General features: G+C 38.2%; 19 protein-coding genes. 18 read left to right on the forward strand and 1 reads right to left on the reverse strand.

Translation table 11 applies throughout. The features are described from left to right. Positions 1-108: 108 nt before the first annotated feature. The 9 genes from KH109_RS04405 to KH109_RS04445 all read left to right on the forward strand — a co-directional run bounded on the left by KH109_RS04405 (position 109) and on the right by KH109_RS04445 (position 10,114). Positions 109-1,305: a M20 family metallopeptidase gene (locus KH109_RS04405; protein ID WP_295216213.1), complete on the forward strand. Its 1,197-nt coding sequence runs from the start codon at positions 109-111 to the stop codon at positions 1,303-1,305. Positions 1,306-1,324: 19 nt separating this feature from the next. Further along, entirely contained in the window at positions 1,325-2,335 is a 1,011-nt protein-coding gene (argF, locus tag KH109_RS04410; RefSeq protein ID WP_363158572.1) for an ornithine carbamoyltransferase, read from the forward strand. A 122-nt stretch (positions 2,336-2,457) separates the two neighbouring features. Beyond that, on the forward strand, positions 2,458-3,408 hold the full coding sequence (argC, locus tag KH109_RS04415) for an N-acetyl-gamma-glutamyl-phosphate reductase (RefSeq protein WP_295216216.1): 951 nt from the start codon (positions 2,458-2,460) through the stop codon (positions 3,406-3,408). 10 nt (positions 3,409-3,418) lie between these two features. Further along, positions 3,419-4,276, forward strand: coding sequence for an acetylglutamate kinase (argB, locus tag KH109_RS04420; RefSeq protein ID WP_295216220.1), 858 nt, complete (start codon positions 3,419-3,421; stop codon positions 4,274-4,276). A gap of 90 nt (positions 4,277-4,366) precedes the next feature. Next, on the forward strand, positions 4,367-5,554 hold the full coding sequence (locus KH109_RS04425) for an aspartate aminotransferase family protein (RefSeq protein ID WP_295216223.1): 1,188 nt from the start codon (positions 4,367-4,369) through the stop codon (positions 5,552-5,554). 138 nt (positions 5,555-5,692) lie between these two features. Beyond that, complete coding sequence (locus KH109_RS04430; protein WP_005385822.1) at positions 5,693-5,875, forward strand: hypothetical protein; 183 nt, start codon at positions 5,693-5,695, stop codon at positions 5,873-5,875. A gap of 95 nt (positions 5,876-5,970) precedes the next feature. Then, entirely contained in the window at positions 5,971-7,149 is a 1,179-nt protein-coding gene (locus KH109_RS04435) for an amidohydrolase (protein ID WP_295216226.1), read from the forward strand. 191 nt (positions 7,150-7,340) lie between these two features. Next, complete coding sequence (gene dcuC / locus KH109_RS04440; RefSeq protein ID WP_295216229.1) at positions 7,341-8,696, forward strand: C4-dicarboxylate transporter DcuC; 1,356 nt, start codon at positions 7,341-7,343, stop codon at positions 8,694-8,696. Between the two features lie 233 nt (positions 8,697-8,929). Then, entirely contained in the window at positions 8,930-10,114 is a 1,185-nt protein-coding gene (locus tag KH109_RS04445; protein ID WP_295216232.1) for an MFS transporter, read from the forward strand. Between the two features lie 141 nt (positions 10,115-10,255). Here KH109_RS04445 and KH109_RS04450 read toward each other — a convergent pair whose 3' ends face one another. Continuing rightward, a complete protein-coding gene (locus KH109_RS04450; protein ID WP_039969037.1) occupies positions 10,256-11,242 on the reverse strand; it encodes a GMP reductase in 987 nt (328 codons plus the stop codon). Positions 11,243-11,421: 179 nt separating this feature from the next. On the opposite strand from KH109_RS04450, the gene thiT reads away from it, so the two are divergent. From thiT to ttdB, 9 genes are all read left to right on the forward strand, one after another. Next, on the forward strand, positions 11,422-11,952 hold the full coding sequence (thiT, locus tag KH109_RS04455; protein ID WP_295216234.1) for an energy-coupled thiamine transporter ThiT: 531 nt from the start codon (positions 11,422-11,424) through the stop codon (positions 11,950-11,952). Beyond that, complete coding sequence (gene mobB, locus KH109_RS04460) at positions 11,945-13,069, forward strand: molybdopterin-guanine dinucleotide biosynthesis protein B (RefSeq protein WP_295216236.1); 1,125 nt, start codon at positions 11,945-11,947, stop codon at positions 13,067-13,069. The genes thiT and mobB overlap by 8 nt, the downstream gene beginning before the upstream one ends. After that, entirely contained in the window at positions 13,050-14,285 is a 1,236-nt protein-coding gene (locus tag KH109_RS04465) for a molybdopterin molybdotransferase MoeA (protein ID WP_295216239.1), read from the forward strand. The genes mobB and KH109_RS04465 overlap by 20 nt, the downstream gene beginning before the upstream one ends. 130 nt (positions 14,286-14,415) lie before the next feature. Further along, positions 14,416-15,483: a zeta toxin family protein gene (locus KH109_RS04470; protein WP_295216243.1), complete on the forward strand. Its 1,068-nt coding sequence runs from the start codon at positions 14,416-14,418 to the stop codon at positions 15,481-15,483. Positions 15,484-15,497: 14 nt separating this feature from the next. Next, positions 15,498-16,520, forward strand: a complete 1,023-nt coding sequence (locus KH109_RS04475; protein ID WP_295216245.1) for an AraC family transcriptional regulator — start codon at positions 15,498-15,500, stop codon at positions 16,518-16,520. A gap of 373 nt (positions 16,521-16,893) precedes the next feature. Beyond that, a complete protein-coding gene (locus tag KH109_RS04480; RefSeq protein WP_295216247.1) occupies positions 16,894-17,160 on the forward strand; it encodes a SemiSWEET family transporter in 267 nt (88 codons plus the stop codon). Positions 17,161-17,337: 177 nt separating this feature from the next. Beyond that, positions 17,338-18,366 (forward strand): AraC family transcriptional regulator, encoded by a 1,029-nt coding sequence (locus tag KH109_RS04485; RefSeq protein WP_295216250.1) that lies wholly within the window; start codon positions 17,338-17,340, stop codon positions 18,364-18,366. Positions 18,367-18,749: 383 nt separating this feature from the next. Then, the gene (gene ttdA, locus KH109_RS04490; RefSeq protein WP_295216252.1) at positions 18,750-19,652 is read left to right on the forward strand and encodes a L(+)-tartrate dehydratase subunit alpha; all 903 of its coding nucleotides are present in this window, start codon (positions 18,750-18,752) and stop codon (positions 19,650-19,652) included. Next, on the forward strand, positions 19,652-20,263 hold the full coding sequence (ttdB, locus tag KH109_RS04495; RefSeq protein WP_105089475.1) for a L(+)-tartrate dehydratase subunit beta: 612 nt from the start codon (positions 19,652-19,654) through the stop codon (positions 20,261-20,263). Before ttdA ends, ttdB begins: the two co-directional genes overlap by 1 nt. The last annotated feature ends 81 nt before the right edge of the window (positions 20,264-20,344 follow it).

Consider the following 20,344-nt stretch of genomic DNA (forward strand, 5'->3'; position numbering starts at 1 on the left):
TATAAAACTTGAATAAAACGAGTGATAGTATTATAATACGTACATAGGTTATAAAAATACGCTAATGATGTATAAAATATGCATATAGTGTATAAAGGAGATAGAGTAATGAATACATTACAAGATTTGATCAAGAAATATGCCGCACAATATAAAGAACAAGTTGTAGCATGGCGTAGACATATTCACAGTCATCCAGAATTATCTGGTGAAGAAAAAAATACATCCTTATTTATTCAAAAGATTCTTAGTGAATTAGGTATTCCTTTTGTAAATGATGTTTCTGATTATGCCGTTATCGGTAAAATCGAAGGAGCTCAACCGGGACCAGTCATTGCATTGCGTGCCGATATAGATGCCTTGCCCATACATGAAACTACAGGCTTGCCATTTGCATCAGAAAATGACGGCGTTATGCATGCTTGTGGTCATGATAGCCACATTGCGATTTTGCTTGGTGCCGCAGCCATTTTACAGTCTATTAAAGACCAATTGCATGGCACCGTAAAGCTCGTATTCCAGCCTTCCGAAGAGGAAGCATTATTCCCCGGTGCACAAGGTATTGTAGATAGCGGTATTCTTGATGATGTAGATGAAATATATGGCCTTCATGTATGGCCACAATTACCGGTTGGTACGGTAGGTCTAAAAAAAGGTAATTTGATGGCTGCATCAGATCATTTCTTCGTCCATATTAAAGGTAAATCAACTCATGGAGCGGAGCCTCATAATGGGGTGGATGCCATCGTAGCAGCCGCAAACTGGATTGTAAACGTAGAATCTATTGTGGCTCGTGAAACAAATCCAATGGAAAATCTAGTATGTACCATCGGTGTTATCAAGGGGGGCGACAGATACAATGTAGGCTGTGGCGATGTATATCTAGAAGGTACTTGTCGTACTTATGAACCAGCAAAACGGGATTATATAGAACGACGTCTTGGTGAAAGTTTACAAGCTCTCGATATGTTATTAAAAACAGAGAGTACCTTAGATTATAAACGTGGTCATGGTGCTACTATCAACAATCCAGACGCCATCGATTATGCCACATCTATTGTAGAGAAATATCTTGGTAAAGAAGCAGTGGTTCATCCTGAATTTCCGTCTATGGCAGCAGAGGACTTCTCCGCATATCTTCATAAAATAAAAGGTGCTTTCCTTTGGTTAGGTACTGGATTTGAAGGTAATCCGGCCTTGCATAATGAGGCTTTCACCATTGATGAAAGCATTCTGGAACCTGGTATAACAATGATGGCTGCTATTGCCGCCGAATTTTTACAAGAAAAGCAATTAAATAAGTAGTTTGAAATAAGAGGTTATCATGAAGAGTTTACAACATACATCATTTAAAACAATGCTTCAATACACACCAGAAGAAATTAAATACTTCTTGGACTTGGCTGCAAAATTAAAAGCCCATAAAAAAGCAGGCAAAGAAATCAAAACATTAGTAGGCAAAAACTTTGCATTAATTTTTGAAAAAGACTCCACACGGACACGTTGTGCCTTTGAAGTAGGTGCTGCGGACCAAGGTGCTCATACAACATATCTTGGCCCTACAGGTTCCCAAATGAATAAAAAAGAATCCTTAAAAGATACAGCTCGTGTTCTAGGATCTATGTATGATGCCATCGAGTTTAGAGGCTTTGATCAAGCCGATGTAGATACACTAGCTGATTATTCTGGCGTACCTGTGTGGAATGGTCTTACCGATATGGATCATCCTACACAAACATTAGCGAATTTTTTAACGCTTCAAGAAAATATTGATAAACCATTGAATGAAATCTCCTATGCTTATGTAGGTCATGGTCAATCTAATATGTGTAATGCCTTAATGAGTGGCGCCGCTAAAATGGGTATGGACTTTAGACTTATCGGTCCTAAACAATACTGGCCAGCCGGTCCATTCTATGAAGAATGTTTGAAAGTTGCAAAAGAAACAGGTGCTACCATCACATGTACAGATAACGTAGCGGAAGGTGTTAAAGGCTTAGATGTAATCTATACAGGTGTATGGGTAACCATGGGTGATACTTATGATATGTGGGAAGAACGTATCAATACGTTTAAACCATTCCAAGTTAACGCTGAAATGATGGCATTAACTGGTAATCCAAATACCAAATTCTGTCACTGCTTGCCAGCGTTCCACAATACAGAAACACAAGTTGGTAAAGATATCTTTGAACGGTTTGGTATGAATGGTATTGAGGTAACGGAAGAGGTATTTGAAGGTCCAAATTCCTTGGCATTCCAAGAAGCAGAAAATCGTCTCCATACGATTAAGGCTGTTATGGTTGCTACATTTAGTGACTATCCTTTGAAATAATATCATCTCCCTAGAAGGTGATGAATCGTATAGTTTGTTTCCTATTTATAATCGCTGAAAGTAATAACTGAAAGTTGTATAAATAGGTGTGAGTCACCAATAGGTGAGAATTGAGGTTTATTATGGCACCCTATAAAGTATTTATTGTCGGTCATGAAGGCACAACAGGTTTAAGAATTCATGAACGGTTATCCGATAGAAAAGATATAGAATTATTAGCTACAGCTGATGAGGATCGTAAAAATGTAGAGGCTATTAAAGAGGTAGCTAAAGGGGCAGATATTGTATTTCTCTGCTTGCCTGATGCGGCATCTAAAGAAATCATGGCCGCTATCGGTGAATTACCATGTAAGGTAATTGATACATCGACTGCCTTTAGAACGGCTGCTGATTGGGCTTATGGCTTCCCAGAGCTCGGTGCGGATTATAAAACAGCCATCGCTACTGAAAAACATATTGCTAACCCTGGTTGTCATGCGAGTGGGATGATTGCTTGTATTGCACCTCTTGTAAAAGCTGGTCTTGTGCCAACAGAGTATCCTTTCACTATCACATCCTTAACAGGCTATAGCGGTGGTGGTAAAAAGATGATTGGCCAATATGAAAGTGAACCAAAGGATTATTTCCTCTATGCACCGCGTCAATATGGTCTTAGTCAACAACATAAGCACTTGCCTGAAGTCCAGCATGTATGTGGTCTTAGTGAAGCACCTATTTTTATTCCTATCGTTGACGATTATTATTCTGGCATGGAAGTAACGGTAGGCATTCACAGTCGTTTATGTCAAAAGCCAATAAGCATTGATACAGTGCAACAGGCATTGGAAGACTTTTATAAAGGTAGCCCAATCATTACTGTCGTACCATTTACTGAAAACAGTAATACAGGCATGTTAAATGCAAATCAATTGAGCAATACAGATAGCATGAAAATCTATGTGACTGGCAACGATGAACGCATTATGGTTCATGCTATTTTCGATAATTTAGGCAAAGGTGCCTCTGGTGCTGCTGTTCAATGTATGAACATTGCTTTAGGTTTGCCTGAGGATACAGGCCTAGCACTAGGTTAGAGAGGGAACTATGAAGGACGTAACAAATGCAATGCGGGCGCATATCTTAACTGCGGCCGTTCCATATATTAAACAATATACAGATCAATATGTTGTCGTTAAATATGGCGGCAATGCTATGATTGATGAAGAATTAAAAAAATCCGTTATGAAGGATTTAATGCTACTTCAATTGGTAGGAGTAAAAGTTGTGCTCGTTCATGGCGGTGGTCCAGCTATTAATAGCACACTAGATGCTATGAAAATTGAATCCCATTTTGCAAATGGCTTGCGTGTCACAGATGAAGCGACAATGGATGTAGTACAAATGGTATTAGCCGGTAAGGTTAATAAAGGTCTCGTAGCAGATTTAACAGACCTTGGTGGTAAGGCTGTTGGCCTCTGTGGTGTGGATGGTAATATGATTCAAGTTCATAAACAAAATGATGAGCTTGGTTATGTCGGTTCTATCGATACGATTGATACAAGTATTATCGATGATGTTATCAGTAGAGGTTATATTCCTGTCATTTCTTCCATTGGTATGGGGTCTGATGGCAAGACATATAATATCAATGCTGATACGGTAGCCGCAAAAATTGCTGGGGCCCTTAAGGCGGAAACAATGGTGGCCATGACTAACATTGATGGTGTACTAAAAGATGTGCATGATCCGGAATCTTTAATTTCAAAGATTACAATGGCAGAGGCGGATCAATTAAAAGCAGATGGTATTATCGCTGGCGGTATGATCCCAAAAGTGGATTGCTGCTTAGAGGCCATTAAATCAGGAGCTCAAAAGGTATTTATCATCAATGGTGAAATCCCACATGCTATTCTTATTGAGCTATTGACTGATGAAGGTCTTGGCACAATGTTTGTAAAGTAATATAGTAGGTATAACGATGGTAATTGTTTATTACTATCGTTACCTTTCACATAGATAGACGACGGCGCGACCGTACGTTCGGAGGATGTAATGAGTAATACAATCGATTTTGAACAACAAGATAAAGAATATATAGCCAATACGTATGGCCGGTTCAATGTATGTTTTGAAAAAGGTAAAGGTTCCCTTTTATGGGATGTAAATGGTAAAGAATACATCGATCTTGGATCTGGTATCGGTGTAACAGCCTTTGGTGTAGATGATGATGAATGGACAGAGGCTGTGACAAAACAATCTCATGCGTTGAACCACATTTCAAATTTGTACTATTCTTTACCACAAATTGAACTGGCAAAACAATTGTGCGCTAAAACAGGTATGAAGAAGGTATTCTTCTCTAACTCTGGTGCAGAGTCTAATGAATGTGCCATCAAGGCGGCTCGTAAATATAGCCACGATAAATACGGCGAAGGTCGTCATGTCATCGTTACCTTGGTTAATAGCTTCCATGGTCGGACCATTACTACCTTGTCTGCTACAGGACAAGATGTATTCCATCAACATTTCTTCCCATTTACAGAAGGCTTTATTCATACACCAGCTAATGATATTGATGCGGCCTTAAAAGCTCTTGATAATCCAGCAGTTTGTGCCATCATGATGGAACCTATTCAAGGTGAAGGTGGTGTTATGCCACTAGATAAAGACTTCGTACAAGCAGTAACAAAATATGCTCATGAACACGATCAACTCGTGTTAATCGATGAAGTACAAACTGGTAATGGCCGTACTGGTAGTCTATACGCATACCAACAATTTGGCATCGAGCCTGATGTAGTATCTACTGCAAAAGGTTTAGCAGGTGGGCTTCCTATGGGGGCTACATTATTCAATGACAAGATGCAATATGTATTAAATGCTGGTGCACATGCTACAACCTTTGGTGGCAATCCAATCTGTGCGGCAGCAGGCAATACTATCATTAATCGTTTAACACCAGAATTTTTAGATTCTGTAAAAGCAAAAGGGGACTATGTAAAAACTACCTTAGCAGGCAAACCTGGTATTCTAGGTGTAAGCGGCATGGGCCTTATGCTTGGTATTGAAACTACAGTAGATCCAAAAGCAGTCATTCCGAAATGTCTTGAAAAGGGCGTTGTGTGCTTATCTGCTAAAAATAAAGTACGTCTTTTACCAGCTCTTAATATTCCTCAAGACCAATTGGAAAAAGCCATCACTATTGTAGCTGAAGCTATTGAAGAGTTAGCAGCAAAATAATATTTCGGATAACTTTCATAAATATCATTTAAAATAGTTGCGTAACCGTATAATCATTGAAATAAGTCGATGAATATATAGACTTTAGTTCTCATTCGTGTTACCCTAGAAGAAACAGTCTATATTGGAGGAGTAAATATGAATACAGAATCCTTACGTAACGAAGTATTAGTTCCTGCTGTAGCAAAAACATTGGATATTGCTACAAAAGCAAAACCTACAAAAGAAGAGCTTTTCACAACAGCAAAAATTACGGCTGCTGTGGCAGTTGCAACAGCTGTTGTATCCTTGGCGGTACAAGCAGTATTACGCAACCGATAAGACATAAAGAAAACGACATGGCTATGCCTGTCGTTTTCTTTTACTTTTACCCTGTTATTCCCCTTGATTATGGGATTTTATAAGGAGGCGATACCATGCATAGTCGCGATTTAATTGAACAATATAAAGGCTACGTTCAAGATTGGCGTAGATATTTCCATAAACATCCAGAGCTGAGCAATGAAGAGTTTGAAACGACTAAGACACTGGCTGAAGAATTAGAATCTATGGGCGTAGAGGTTCGTGTAGATACAGAGCGTGGCATCGGCTTGATTGGTATCATCCACGGTGATAAACCTGGCAAGGCTATCGCGTTGCGTGCCGATATCGATGCATTGCCTGTTCACGAACATAATACGGTAGACTATAAATCTGAAACTGAAGGCAAAATGCACGCTTGTGGTCACGATGGTCATATGGCTATCTTGTTAGGAGCTGCTAAGATGTTAATGTCTATGAAAGACCGCATCGAAGGCGACGTATATTTAGCCTTTCAACCAGCCGAGGAGACAGGAGCGGGGGCACCAGATTTCATTAAATTTGGTGACTGGTACGATAAGGTGGATACCATCTTTGGAGGTCACGTATGGATTGACTTACCAGCAGGACTCATATCTGTAGAGGAAGGTCCTCGTATGGCTGCAAGTAGCCAGATTACTATCAATGTAAAAGGTAAGCAAGGCCATGGTGCACAGCCGCATCAAGCGATTGATGCCATTGTAGTAGCTAGTGCTATCGTCATGAACTTGCAAACGGTGGTTTCTCGTAATGTTAGTGCCTTAGATTCTTTAGTGCTCACTATTGGGAATATTCACTCTGGATCTGAATGGAATGTTATTCCTGGGGAAGCTAAAATGGGTGGTACTATTCGCTTCTTTGATCCTGATCAAGAAGAATATTATGTAGACTCCATTCGCCGTGTAGTAGAACATACGGCAGAGGCCTATGGTGCTACTGCTACATTAGAGTATGTAAAAAAAGTACCACCTACTATTAATGATCCTGCATCCAGTGAATTGGCGGAACGTGTCGTTATTGATACATTAGGTAAAGACAAGCTTTCCAAAATGCGTAAAGTAATGCCAGGGGAAGATTTTGCATGGTATTTACAAGATAAACCAGGATGCTTTGCCTTTATTGGTATTCAAAATCCTGATGTAGAGGCTACGTACGATCATCATAACAATCGATTTAATATGGATGACTCCGTATTATCGGCAGCATCTGCCGTATATGCAGAATATGCCATTGCATGGTTAAAAGAGCATAAATAAAAGTATAAGAAGAAATAAGAGCACTGTTATCTTATAGATAATGGTGCTTTTTCATTGTATCTTTATTTATGTTTTGTGCATGATATAGGTATAATATAGTTATAATAGAAGTGTAATGTAAGTCTAATATACGTCTAATGTAAGTCCCATATAAGTCTGATATATATTCTCTAGTTGAGAGGTGCTTATTTATGAATATAGTTATATGTATCACTATTATTGCTATTACAGGTATATTATTAATGAAGCGCTATCAACCACAGCCAGTTTTAATTGGTATGGGAATCCTCATGATGTTTATTGCTTATGAAGCAAATTGGATTGACGCTATACTCGTTGAGTCTCAATCTACAGGTGTCTTGGTATTTGATGCTATGGATATTGTGCGGATTACTACATCCGAGAATATAGTGAATTTAGGCCTCATGATTATGACTTGTGCTGGTTATGCAAAATATATGGAATATATTGGGGCAGGGACGAGATTGGCACATACCTTTATCCGACCGCTATATCGTCTAAATCGCCCATATATTGTGCTAGCCCTGATGTTTCTGCTTAATATGGGACTGTCTATTTGTGTACCTAATCCATTGAGTCTTGCCCTCCTTATGATGGTTACTATGTATCCCGTATTGCTTCGCTTTGGGGTGAGCCCAGTGGGGGCTGCAGCAGTTATTGCTACGGGGCATCTTATGGATGTAGGACCTGGTGCGGTATCTACCTTACTCATTGCAAAGACATTGAATATGCCTGTGCCAAACTATTTTGTAGGCTACCAGTTGCGTCTGTATTTCTTAGTCGCCATTGTGACGGCTATAGCACACTTTTTCTGGCAGAAATATCGTGATCGAGTGGAGGAACCTAAGGCTATAGATGCTTGTGAAAGTATTCCAGAGGCGCCAATAGGGCCTAAGCCATATATGCTATTCCCATTATTACCATTGTGTTTTATTTTGGGCTTTAGTCAATATGGTTTACCTGGTGTAAAGATGAATGTCACTTTGGCTATGATGCTGGCTTTTGGTATTGCCTTGTTAGCGGAACTGATTCGACACCGTAATTTACGGACAGTCCTTAAGAGTACCACAATATTCTTTGAGGGAATGGGGAATCAGTTTTCCTATGCTGTAACCTTGATTATAGGGGGACAGATTTTTGCACTAGGCTTAGTGAGCTTAGGTCTTATTGAATCCTTAGTTAGCGCACTTCAAACATTATCACTTAACTCCATTGGACTGACCTCTGTTCTAGGGGGCGGTATGTTAGGTCTTAGCATGGTAACCGGCAGCAATGTAGCACCGTTATTTACATTAGTTCCACTAGTACCAAATATCGTAGCGCATTTAGGCTTGGATCCGATTACTACTATGCTTGGTATGCAAAACGGTGCAAGCCTAGGCTTATTCCTTAGTCCTATTAGTCCAGTAATGGTTGGTGTAGCAGGCGTGGCGCATATTAAATCAGTAGACTTACTTAAACGAACTGCTGTACCTGTTCTTGTGGCCTTACTTACAAGCTGTGTGGGAATATGTATCCTTTACTAAATGTCATTTAAATGACTAATTAGTTGCACTTAATCAGATATACTTTATATCGCTTTTTAAGTTTAGTTTAAATTTAGAAAATCCTCTTTACATGTATCGTAAAGAGGGTTATTATATTCCAAGATTAAATCATATGTAATTAAAATGGTTTCCTGCATTGTGCAAGTTTTAGCGCTTTGCGGATAAAAAGGGCCTTTCTTCGCCGGACGGTTCTAGAAGCCAGAAAGGATGTAATGAACAATCAAGTTTCTATTTCTACAGCGAATATTCGTGGTGCCTTTGGGGGCTTTTTTATTCCCGGTATGTATACAGCCTTGTGGGCAGGCTTTGTACCATATTTAAAAGCAAAGCTTGGTATAGGTGAAGATGTATTGGGTTCTATGATTTTAGTGCTTGGTGTAGGTTCTTGTTTGTCCATGGCCATAGCTGGTAAGTTAGTAGAGAACTTTGGATGCAAGAAAGTCGTTTTATTAGCTAGCTTTATTGGTATGTTATCTCTTGCCATTGTCACCATGTGTTCTACTATTGCTACTACAACAGCGGCTTTATTCTTCTTTGGCATAGGTGTCGGCCTTAGTGGTGCTTCTGCTAATTTACAAGCTATCCTAACTGAAAAGGTGAGTAAAAAGCACTTAATGGGTGCCTATCATGGTGGATGGAGCTTAGGTGGCTTTGCTGGTGCTGGTGTTTTGCTTGTCCTTTTAAAAATCTTATCCTTACCTGTTAATGAAAGTATTTGGGGACTTCTCATCATATTATTCATTGCCATGGTTGTGGTTAGTCAATTTATGTTGACCTTTGGGAGTGATCCAAATGCAAAGGTTACTAAAAAATCTAAAAGCCCATTATCCTTCCATCCGATTGCTATTATCTTTGGCCTCTTGTCCTTTGTGTCTTACTTAGTTGAAGGTGCAGTAGGGGATTGGAGTGCACTATACTTATTCGAAGATAAAGGTATTGTTATCGAAGAAGCCGTTATGGGCGTTATGCTCTTTAATGGCACTATGTGTATTGGACGTCTTCTTGGTAATACAATTGGTAAACACTTAACCTCTAAACAAGTTGTTATTGGTGGTTATTTGTTAGGTGCTATTGCAATGGGCCTTATCGTATTCTTGCCAGGTTATGGATCCATGTATACGTATTTATTACTTGGTATCTCCTTAGCTATGGTAGTACCAAATTTATTCTCTGCTATGGGGGAACAAAATGTTATTCCTATGACACAAGCTGTGGCAACATCCACGATGCTTGGTTATATGGGAATTTTGATGGGACCAGCATTGATTGGTTTCATTGCTCATGGCACAAGTCTTACAGTGGCATTTATCGTATTGACTGCATTACTTGTAGTAAGTGCTGCAATTGGTAAATATGCATATATGTTAATGGACAAATCCAAAGAAGCTGAAGCTTAAATAATAGCCCCAAAGACGGTATGTCTTTGGGGCTAAATTTATGAAATATGGCAATGTTATTACGAATATGTTGTAGATCACATTGATTACATACAAAAAAGCCACAGGATAAATCCTGTGGCTTTTACATGTAATATTATATTAGCGATCGCCGTTGAAGATGGAGTTTTTAACAAGTACATAGTCTACTTTACGGATTGCTTGTAGAGTAGTACCACCAGCATAAGAAATAGCAGATTGCAAATCTTGTTCCATTTCAACTAATGTATCAAAGATAGAACCTTTGGAATCGATGAAGATTTTTTTACCTTCTACATTTTTACGTTCACCTTTTTGGAACTCAGAAGCAGAACCAAAGTATTCTTTTACTGCTTTGCCGTCAACGATTTTTTCTTCCCCTGGAGATTCTTCATGACCAGCGAATAGAGAACCAATCATAACCATAGTAGCGCCAAAGCGAATGGATTTAGCAATGTCACCGTGGTCACGGATACCGCCGTCAGCGATGATAGGTTTAGTAGCTGCTTTTGCGCACCAACGAACAGCAGCCAATTGCCAACCACCAGTACCGAAGCCAGTTTTTAATTTAGTGATACAAACTTTACCAGGGCCGATACCAACTTTAGTTGCATCTGCACCAGCATTTTCAAGCTCACGAACTGCTTCTGGTGTACCTACGTTACCAGCGATAACGAAAGTTCCAGGCAAGTTCTTTTTGATGTATTGAATCATATCGATTACTGCGTTGGAGTGACCATGTGCAATATCGATTGTGATGTATTCTGGTGTTAAGTTTGCTTTTTTGAATTCATCAACTAAAGCAAATTCTTCTGGTTTTACACCAATGGAAATAGAAGAATATAAATTAAGGTCGTGCATGCGTTTTACAAAGTCCATACGACGTTCTGGTTGGAAACGATGCATGATATAGAAATAACCTTCACGAGCTAATTTTTCTGCCAATTCTTCGTCGATAATAGTTTGCATATTTGCAGGAACTACTGGCAAGCGGAATGTGCGATTACCTAATTTAACATGTGTATCACATTCGCTACGGCTAGTTACGATACATTTATTAGGAATTAATTGCACGTCTTCATAATCAAAGATGTTCGTTGTGTTAATCATATTTTCTATATCTCCTTCGAGTATTACAAATTGAACCTGTACCATTATACAAGAGACGCGTAAAATTTTCAATACGTTCCGAATATTTTGTTTGGACTCAGAAACGAACTGTAGTACAATACAAGTAGATTATGCAAGTTATATACATTAATATATATGGTAAAAGGAGGTTGGTTGACATGGATCAGTCCAAAACTCGCATGCTTGCAGAAGCAGGTGTGGCGATTGCAATTGCTCAAGTATTATCGTTTATTACGATTTTTCATATGCCTCAAGGCGGCTCTATTAAGGCTGCAGCTTTAGTGCCGCTCATGATTTATGCCTATCGTTGGGGTGGTGCACGGGGGATTTTTGCTGGCGTCGTATATGGTATTTTACATTTTATTTTAGGCTTTAAATCATCTGTACACTATTTAAGTATTATATTGGATTATCTAGTTGCTTATGGTGCTATAGGTGTATGTGGTTATTTCAAAGATTCTATTTCTGGTCTCATTTCTGGATCTATTGTAGCTATTGTATTGCGTTGGGCTGCTTCTGTTACGAGTGGTGCAGTTGTGTTCGCTAGCTATGCTCCACAAGGACAAAATCCATGGATTTACTCCATGATTTATAACGCCTCTTATATGGTACCAGATGGGATTTTAAATATTGTTGTTTTACTATTCATCTACCAAGGTGTTAAACGAGGTTTAGGACGTCGTGGATAAATTAGGATTAATTATTTTGGCTGGTGGTTTGAGTTCTCGAATGGGGCAACCTAAGGCATTATTACCTTGGGTTAATGGTGAAAGCCTCATATCTCATGCACTTCGCAAGGGATTAGAAGCGGATGTGGCTGATATTATCATCTCCATTGGTGATGATGATCAGTTAGGACATGCCATTCAGACTCATATCATTGATACGTTATCGAACGATGAAAAGAAAAAAGTTTCTATTGTTCGGGATTCTATTGAGCGATGTGGTCCTCTAGGTGGACTTTATAGTGCTCTAGCTGTTGGAATGAGTCCTGCCTATGCGGTGATGGCTGTAGATATGCCATTTATGCCTATGGATTTATATTATGATTGGTTATATCAAGTGAATCATAATAATTGGAATGCCATAGTTCCTACTGGTTCTAGTGGTAAGCCAGAACCTATGGCAGGAATTTATAGACCTCATATTGTATCATTACTTCCATCTATTCTAGCCGGTAAAGACGTATCGTTGCAGCATGCCCTTGATACGATTGGTCATGTTGAATCTATCGATGCCAGTGATTATAATTGGGAGCTAAGTAATGTAAATCATTATGATGACTATCAATGGGCTCGTGCATTAGCAGAAAATGAGTTTCGTCGAGTTCCAGTTATAAGTGTAGTAGCATCAAAACGTAAAACAGGTAAGACTACGGTAGTAACCCGCCTTGTAGCTGAGTTACAACGAGCTGGATTTTCTGTAGGCGTTGTAAAGAGTGATAAACACGGCTTTCAAATGGATCACGATGGGACTGATACTGATTTAGCCTACAAAGCTGGAGCTGATGTAGTTGCTATTGCAGGCCCTAATGAAACGGCGATTCGTATGCGTACACAAGAACAATCTAATCTGTATGATTTATCACAGTTTATGCCTGTGGATATAGTCATACTAGAAACAAGATCTCAAGGTATTGCCCCTATTATAGAGGTAACACAAGAGGGACATACGGAAGAGTTAATCTCGGACCCGATGGATCGAGTAGCTATCGTAGAAATTAGCAAGTTAGATCAAGACGTACCTGAACTGGTACGCCGCATACAGGACATGATGAGGGGTTTACATGATCGTTGTTACTGTTGAGAAGGCACTCCAACTATGGGATGAGGCCTTACAAACAAAAGTCCACAAAGTGGAAACTATTGATGTGAAGGATGCAAAGGGCTATGTGTTGGCCGAAGATATTGTGGCGCCCACCGATGTGCCGGCATTTCCAAAATCTGCTATGGATGGGTATGCTATTAGTTATGAAGAAAGCCGTACAGAATACATTGTTGATGGTATTATAGGGGCCGGCGTAGTGTGGGATAAACCTGTTGAAGCAGGTCATGCTGTACGTATTATGACAGGGGCACCGATTCCTACAACCTGTGACACAGTTATTATGCAAGAACAGGTGGTTGGTTCTGGCGAACCTGGTACAACCATTACTATACAAGGTAAATATAAATGTGGTGATCATATTATCCCACAAGGTGAGGAATGTAGTGCTGGAACTACTGTGATTCCACGTGGTACAGAGGTAACCTCTACAGTACAAACTATTTTGACTGGTCTAGGATTTACTGAAATAAATGTAAATGCAATGCCTCGCGTATTAGTCCTTACGTCAGGACATGAGGTGATTGAACCTGGTGAAAGTTTAACACCTGGCAAGATTTACAACTCTAATCGAGCTATGATTTGTGGCTTGTTGGAGGATTTAGGTTTTCATAAGATAACCCATTATCATGTGAGTGATGCGCCAGAAGCGCTTGATTCTGAAATTGAGCATGTATTAAAACTCAGTGAAAACGCTGATATTATCATTAGCTCTGGCGGTGTATCGGTAGGTCTCTTTGATACAATGCCTCTTATTTATGAGAAACTAGGGGCTCAATCTATTTATGCACGTATTCAAATGCGTCCTGGTGCGGCATCTTATGGTGCTGTGACACCGAAAGGTCAAATCATCTTTGGTCTATCTGGTAATCCAGGGGCTGCCTTTAACGGTTGGCATTTAATCGTAGCACCAACCTTGAAGCGCTATAAAGGTTTGGCAAACTGGACTACACCAGTGGTGGCCTGTGTTATGGATTCGGAAATTTTTAAACGCAACGCTTTTGATCGCTATGTACAAGGTAAAGTAATCTTCAGTGGTGGCGTGCCACGCTTTGTGGCTAACCGTCATTTTAACAGTAGTAGCATGTTAGGTTTATATACTGTTAATGCATTGGCATGTATTCCGAGAGGTATACACGAGGTACGTCCTGGGGATACCTTTGATGTGTATCTATTAGGGCTGCTACCTGCCATCTGAAGTGTCTCATAGCCTTGATGCACGAGAAAACTTCAAGATGCTGTTGACCGTAGTTAAATAAATATATCATAATGAATGCATCCCTTAGATTAGGGATGCATTTTTATATGCTTTGAGAGAGGACTGAACAATGAATATTATTGAACAGTATAACTTAACCTTACAAATAGAAGTTCTTAAAGAACAAAGTGCGGAAACACTAGCTCGCTTATGTAAAATCGTAGGCGATAGCAATACTAGTAAGTATATAGATTTACTAAAAGCCTTTTCTTATATTGTTAATACAGAACTGTATATGGTTACATCGGTAGATGAATTAGAATCTTTAAAGTCAAAGATGACAGGTATTGAGCATCGTATTAAAGCGTCACTAGGGACTGATGCTCATACTGCGGAAGTTGCTAAGTCTTTAAAGTCATATAGTGATATTCAAGATATTGAGTCCTATAGTTCTGAAGACTTTGATAAGGCCTTAGAACTTACCATTGATTTGCTAACGTTTAATAAAAATATATCTAGTACACCTCATGCTGTCATCTTAGGTGGTCAAAGTGGGGCTGGGAAAACTACAATTCATCGTGTAAAAATGATGGAGTCTAAGGGAGACTATATTGTCATTGATGGTGACACTTATCGTGCTCAGCATCCACATTTTAGAGAGCTACAAGAGAAATATGGTGTTGATAGTGTAGATTACACAAAGGTCTTTGCTGGGAAGATGGTAGAGTCTATAATTGATAAATTAAGCTCTTTAAAATACAATTTAATTATTGAAGGTACATTGCGTTCAGCGTCAGTACCAATTAATACAGCTACATTATTAAAATCTAAAGGCTATACCGTAGACTTTTGTTTAATTGCTACTAAGCCAGAGTTATCCTATTTGACGACACAATTACGTTATCTAGAAATGATGATAGTAGATCCTTTACAAGCGAGAGCTACTCCTAAAGAGCATCATGATGGAATTGTAAAGTCTTTGGTCTCTAATAGTAATGAACTTGAACAGAGTAGACTCTTTGAAAGCCTTCAAGTGTATAAACGTGATTTAGAACAAGTATATAATTCCCAATTATGTACTGAATCTGTTGGAGCTGTTGTAGACCAAATTTTATTTGGTGCGTGGACTCAAGATGAATTTGCCTTGTTAGAGATGAGTAAATCACAGGAGCAGGAGTTAAGAGCGAAATTACTTTAGGGAGTAAATGTGTAATGGATTACTTCGATTATTCATATAAACATAATTACATAGAGTTTAGCAGCAATATATATCGAATTGGTACATACCATTACAACTGGCATGGGGAAACAGAGATTTTCATCCTATTAAAAGGGCGCGTTGAGATGAGTTGTAATGATGAGGTGTTTACGTTGGAGCCTCTTGATGCAGTTATTATTTCACCTCAAGTGGGGCATTCAATATTAGCCCTTGAGGAGGATGTAATAGCTTTTACCATTCATGTGGGCAATGAGTTTTATCAACAGTATGATTCTGATTTTGGATCGTATCAATTTGTTGTTCGATCTGATGAAAGTACTCGGCATAATCAATTTTTTACTACCTTACGTCATCATGCGGCTATGATGATGTTGTTGATGGCTAAAGGTGAAAGTCCTGTACATCGTATGTGGGTTGAGCATCATTATTTGGCTTTAGCAGGTGATGTATTTAGAGAATTTGATCCAGTTAAACTTGTCCATGAAAACGCAAGACCTGGCGATATTAAACCTGCTACCTTTGATAAGATGATTGCTTATATTGATGAACACTATCGGCAAAAGCTTGAGTTAGAAGATATAGCTAAGATTGGTGGCTATAATGTGGCTTATACGTCTCAATTCTTTAAACGCCAAATGGGGATTTCCTTTGTAGATTATGTACTAAGATTGAGATTGAGAGATGCAACTGTGCGGTTGACGAGCTCAGATGAGGCTATTGCTAGAATTGCTAGTTGTTGTGGCTTTGCAGATATTAAAGCCTTTAATGTAGCTTTCAAAAAATATTTCCGTATGACTCCCACAGAATATCGTAAACAAGTAAAATCTATTGGCCGAAAAACTACATTACAAGATGGCGTAGAAATCGTATCTGTTGAAAATCAAGATGTCCTAGATCTACTACATTCATTTTTATCTTATGAAGATGATTCAAGGGCTAAGAGTGAGCTAGAGTTTATGAGTCAAAAATTAGAAACTTTAAAAGCGAAGTTAGCCGACGTAGTAAAGGCATTATAACTAATCTTCTAATTATCCTTCTAATTAATGATTTAACTCCAAAATGTTGTAAATAAAATTTGGACTCATGTAAATTAAATTTTGGGGTCATATAGAAAGATTAGAATTGGGTGATTTTCTATATATTAAAATTAGAATAAATGATTAAAAAAGTACTATTCTTTACGAATAGTGTTTTTTTAGTGTATTTTTTCTGGGTGAATTTATATATATGTGAAGCCTAGGAATAAGAAAAAGATAAGGAAAACTATGATTTTTGCTTAATTTAACTCAAAAATTTGTCTTTTAATTTGGATAGTTAGATTCTCTAAACTGAGTAGAATATACTTCATCAGGAGTAAACAAATTAGTAAGTTATAATTTTGGAGGATATATGAATCAAGTAAAATTTATGGAAAATGTAGGCAAAGTTGCAACTGTTACTGCTGTAGCTATGTATGTATCTTACTTCCCACAAATCATGCACAACTTAGCACATCCAGGTACTGGTGATTGGATTCAACCACTCGTAGCGGCTATCAACTGTACATTATGGGTAGTATATGGTTTGTTCAAAGAACATAGAGACATTCCAGTAGCATTAGCCAATGCACCAGGTATCTTCTTCGGTTTAGCAGCAGCTATTACAGCGGTTATGTAATTGTTAATTAGGTATAATAGCAATAGTAATGTGAATATCAACATTTTGCGTAGGCTTAATAGATAAAAATTAAGTTGCTGTTGACCGTTGTTAAATATATATATCATAATAAATGCATCCCTTAGATTAATAAGGGGTGCATTTTTAATTTGATTTTCTAGGGAGCATGTAATCGTTATGGATTACTTTTACTATACTTATAAACATAATCATATAGACTTTAATAGTGATATATATAAGGTTAGTACATATCATTATAATTGGCACAGTGGTGTTGAAATCCTAATTTTGTTAAAGGGTAGAATTGATATGAGTTGTAACAGTGAGGTTTTTACAATGGAGCCTCTTGATAGTATCATTATGTCTCCCCAAGTAGGACATGCTACGTTGGCTTTAGAGGAGGATACAACAGCTCTTGTTATTCATATAAGTAAAGAGTTTTTTCAACACTTTGATCCTAACTTTGGAATGTATCAATTTGTACTGCGTTCAGATGCAAGTAATCGGAATAATCCTTTCTTTACGTCATTACGGCATAATGCAGCACAAATGATGTTGTTAATGGTGAATGGTAAAAGTCCTGATTATCAATTATGGCTGGAACATCATTATTTGGCTTTGACTAGTGCTATATATCGTGAAATTGATGCGGTCAAGTCTATCCCTGTACATACAAAACCTGTGGATATGACTGTAGCCACCTTTGATAAGATGATTGCTTATATTGATGAAAACTATCAACAGAAGATTGAGCTAGAAGATATTGCTAAGATAGGCGGCTATAATGTGAACTACACATCCCAATTCTTTAAACGTCAGTTAGGTGTTTCTTTTCTTGAGTATGTATTGCGCTTGAGATTGCGAGAGGCTACAGTCCGTCTGGTTAACTCTAATGATAGAGTCGCACATATTGCTAGCAGTTGTGGATTTGCAGATATTAAGGCCTTCAACGTGGCATTTAAGAAGCGGTTCCATACAACTCCATCTGAATATAGAAAGCAAGCAAAAGAGATGGGACGGAAGACAAAGTTACATGATTGGAAGGAAATTATCTCTACACAAGAAGAGGATATTATGGAGCTATTACAATCTTGTTTACCTTATCAATCTGAAGCTAGACAAAAGGTTGAATTAGATGAAGCCAATCAAATGTTAGAGGATGTGAAAGCACAGCTTGAAGCTATTGTTAGTAAGTTGAAGTTATAGTAGTAAAGTTTAAATACGCTAGTAAGCAAACAATATTGTCATAATTTTGTAACTGATTTTAGGCATATATACAATCATTAGGTATAGGTAATTTTGTATATTCTAAAGTAATTGGTTATTAGATCGTGAAAGAGCACTACTTTTGATAAGTAGTGCTCTTTTTGTGCTTGTATATAGGTAAAATTGTATATTTTGTATGCGTTGAAATATAACCATATAGGTGATTCATTACCGTTTCTTTACGCTTTTACCAGAAAAAATCAACTTGTAAATTGGATAGTTATATACTGAAAAAAGAGTAGAATAGAATCATCGAAAGGAGCTAAGGTTCCGAAACAGAAATAATCACGTCTTAAATATTGAAGTCTTTTTGGAGGTTTGCGATGAGTACGAAGGAACAACAAGTACAAGAAATGACAAATAAGATAGCTAATTTCATTTCTTATATGGCAAAGGTATTGCCTGATGATGTACAAGAAAAAATTCATGAATTGGCACAGGATGAAAAAAATCCTATGGCCAAATCTATTTATGAAACAATGCAACATAATATGGATTTAGCAGCTCAGCTTAATCGTCCTTCTTGTCAAGATACTGGTGTATTACAATTTTGGGTAAAGGTTGGATCTAATTATCCCTTACTAGGAGAATTAGAAGATATTCTAAGAGAAGCAACTTATAAGGCTACACAAGAGGCTCCATTACGATTGAACTGTGTAGAAACTTTTGATGAGTTTAATACTGGTAAAAATATTGGCCTCACTGCACCTTATATTCACTGGGATATCATTCCTGGCCGTGATGATGTAGAAATCTTCCCTTATATGGCTGGTGGCGGGTGTTCCTTGCCAGGGTCAGGTAAAACATTGATGCCTGGCGAAGGCTATGAAGGTGTTGCTAAGTTTGTTCTTGATTTGATGACAAGCTATGGTTTGAATGCGTGTCCTCCACTTTTAGTAGGTGTAGGGATTGCTACAACTATTGATACCGCTGCTGATTTATCTAAAAAAGCATTAATGCGCCCTGTATCTTCAAAAGCACCTAATGAAAAAGCGGCTTATATGGAACAATTGTTAGAAGATGGAATTAATAAGATTGGTATTGGACCTCAAGGTATGGGTGGGGATAAAACTGTTTTAGGTGTGAACATTGAACATGGTACACGTCATCCATCTGTTATTTCTTGTGCTGTTAGTGTAGGTTGTTGGAATCATCGTCGCGGCGATCTCGTATTTGACAAGGATGGTAATTGCACAGTTAAATCTCATAAAGGAGTGACATTATAATGGCTAAGAAAATATTAACTACACCTATTCAACAATCTGATTTAGCAGGCATTAAGCCAGGCGATGTGATTTATTTGACTGGACATATTACAACCTGTCGTGATATGGGGCATCGTCGTGTGGTAGAAGAAGGTCAAACGTTACCGGTTGATGTTAAAGATGGGGCTATACTTCATGCAGGACCAATTATTCGTACTATAAGCGATAATGAATTTGAAGTAGTATCTGTAGGACCTACTACATCTATGAGAATGGAAAAATTCGAATATGACTTTGTTAAGAAGACCGGTGTCCGTCTCATTGTAGGTAAAGGTGGGATGGGCCCTGAAACAGCACGTGCATGTAAAGACTTTGGCGCACTACACTGTGTATTCCCTGCAGGCAATGCAGTTCTTGCTGCTACAGAAGTCGAAAAAGTAGAATCTGCTAATTGGCGTGAATTAGGTATGTGTGAGACTTTGTGGACTTTTAAGGTAAAAGAATTTGGTCCGCTTATCGTATCTATTGATGCAGATGGCAATAACTACTTTGAAAATAAAAAAGTAGAATACAATGCGAAAAAAGAAGAGGTGTTAGAAGAGCTCTATAAACACGTAGGCTTCATTAAATAATTGCATTGTGAAATGTAACTAAATAGGAGGATTATACGGATTTTGTACAATCCTCCTTTTTTGCACCCTTTTTTAGGTATA

It is taken from the genome of Veillonella sp. (genome assembly GCF_018381775.1).
In the GTDB taxonomy this organism is placed as follows: Bacteria; Bacillota; Negativicutes; order Veillonellales; family Veillonellaceae; genus Veillonella.

What these genes read in the sequence shown, in the direction of transcription:
- ttdB (WP_105089475.1), top strand. Translation starts at nt 19,652, where the DNA reads ATGGCTAAGAAAATATTAACTACACCTATTCAACAATCTGATTTAGCA.
- KH109_RS04435 (WP_295216226.1), top strand. Translation starts at nt 5,971, where the DNA reads ATGCATAGTCGCGATTTAATTGAACAATATAAAGGCTACGTTCAAGAT.
- dcuC (WP_295216229.1), top strand. Translation starts at nt 7,341, where the DNA reads ATGAATATAGTTATATGTATCACTATTATTGCTATTACAGGTATATTA.
- KH109_RS04425 (WP_295216223.1), top strand. Translation starts at nt 4,367, where the DNA reads ATGAGTAATACAATCGATTTTGAACAACAAGATAAAGAATATATAGCC.
- KH109_RS04475 (WP_295216245.1), top strand. Translation starts at nt 15,498, where the DNA reads ATGGATTACTTCGATTATTCATATAAACATAATTACATAGAGTTTAGC.
- KH109_RS04465 (WP_295216239.1), top strand. Translation starts at nt 13,050, where the DNA reads ATGATCGTTGTTACTGTTGAGAAGGCACTCCAACTATGGGATGAGGCC.
- argB (WP_295216220.1), top strand. Translation starts at nt 3,419, where the DNA reads ATGAAGGACGTAACAAATGCAATGCGGGCGCATATCTTAACTGCGGCC.
- KH109_RS04450 (WP_039969037.1), bottom strand. Translation starts at nt 11,242, where the DNA reads ATGATTAACACAACGAACATCTTTGATTATGAAGACGTGCAATTAATT.
- KH109_RS04480 (WP_295216247.1), top strand. Translation starts at nt 16,894, where the DNA reads ATGAATCAAGTAAAATTTATGGAAAATGTAGGCAAAGTTGCAACTGTT.
- KH109_RS04485 (WP_295216250.1), top strand. Translation starts at nt 17,338, where the DNA reads ATGGATTACTTTTACTATACTTATAAACATAATCATATAGACTTTAAT.
- KH109_RS04430 (WP_005385822.1), top strand. Translation starts at nt 5,693, where the DNA reads ATGAATACAGAATCCTTACGTAACGAAGTATTAGTTCCTGCTGTAGCA.
- KH109_RS04445 (WP_295216232.1), top strand. Translation starts at nt 8,930, where the DNA reads ATGAACAATCAAGTTTCTATTTCTACAGCGAATATTCGTGGTGCCTTT.
- argC (WP_295216216.1), top strand. Translation starts at nt 2,458, where the DNA reads ATGGCACCCTATAAAGTATTTATTGTCGGTCATGAAGGCACAACAGGT.
- thiT (WP_295216234.1), top strand. Translation starts at nt 11,422, where the DNA reads ATGGATCAGTCCAAAACTCGCATGCTTGCAGAAGCAGGTGTGGCGATT.
- ttdA (WP_295216252.1), top strand. Translation starts at nt 18,750, where the DNA reads ATGAGTACGAAGGAACAACAAGTACAAGAAATGACAAATAAGATAGCT.
- KH109_RS04405 (WP_295216213.1), top strand. Translation starts at nt 109, where the DNA reads ATGAATACATTACAAGATTTGATCAAGAAATATGCCGCACAATATAAA.
- KH109_RS04470 (WP_295216243.1), top strand. Translation starts at nt 14,416, where the DNA reads ATGAATATTATTGAACAGTATAACTTAACCTTACAAATAGAAGTTCTT.
- argF (WP_363158572.1), top strand. Translation starts at nt 1,325, where the DNA reads ATGAAGAGTTTACAACATACATCATTTAAAACAATGCTTCAATACACA.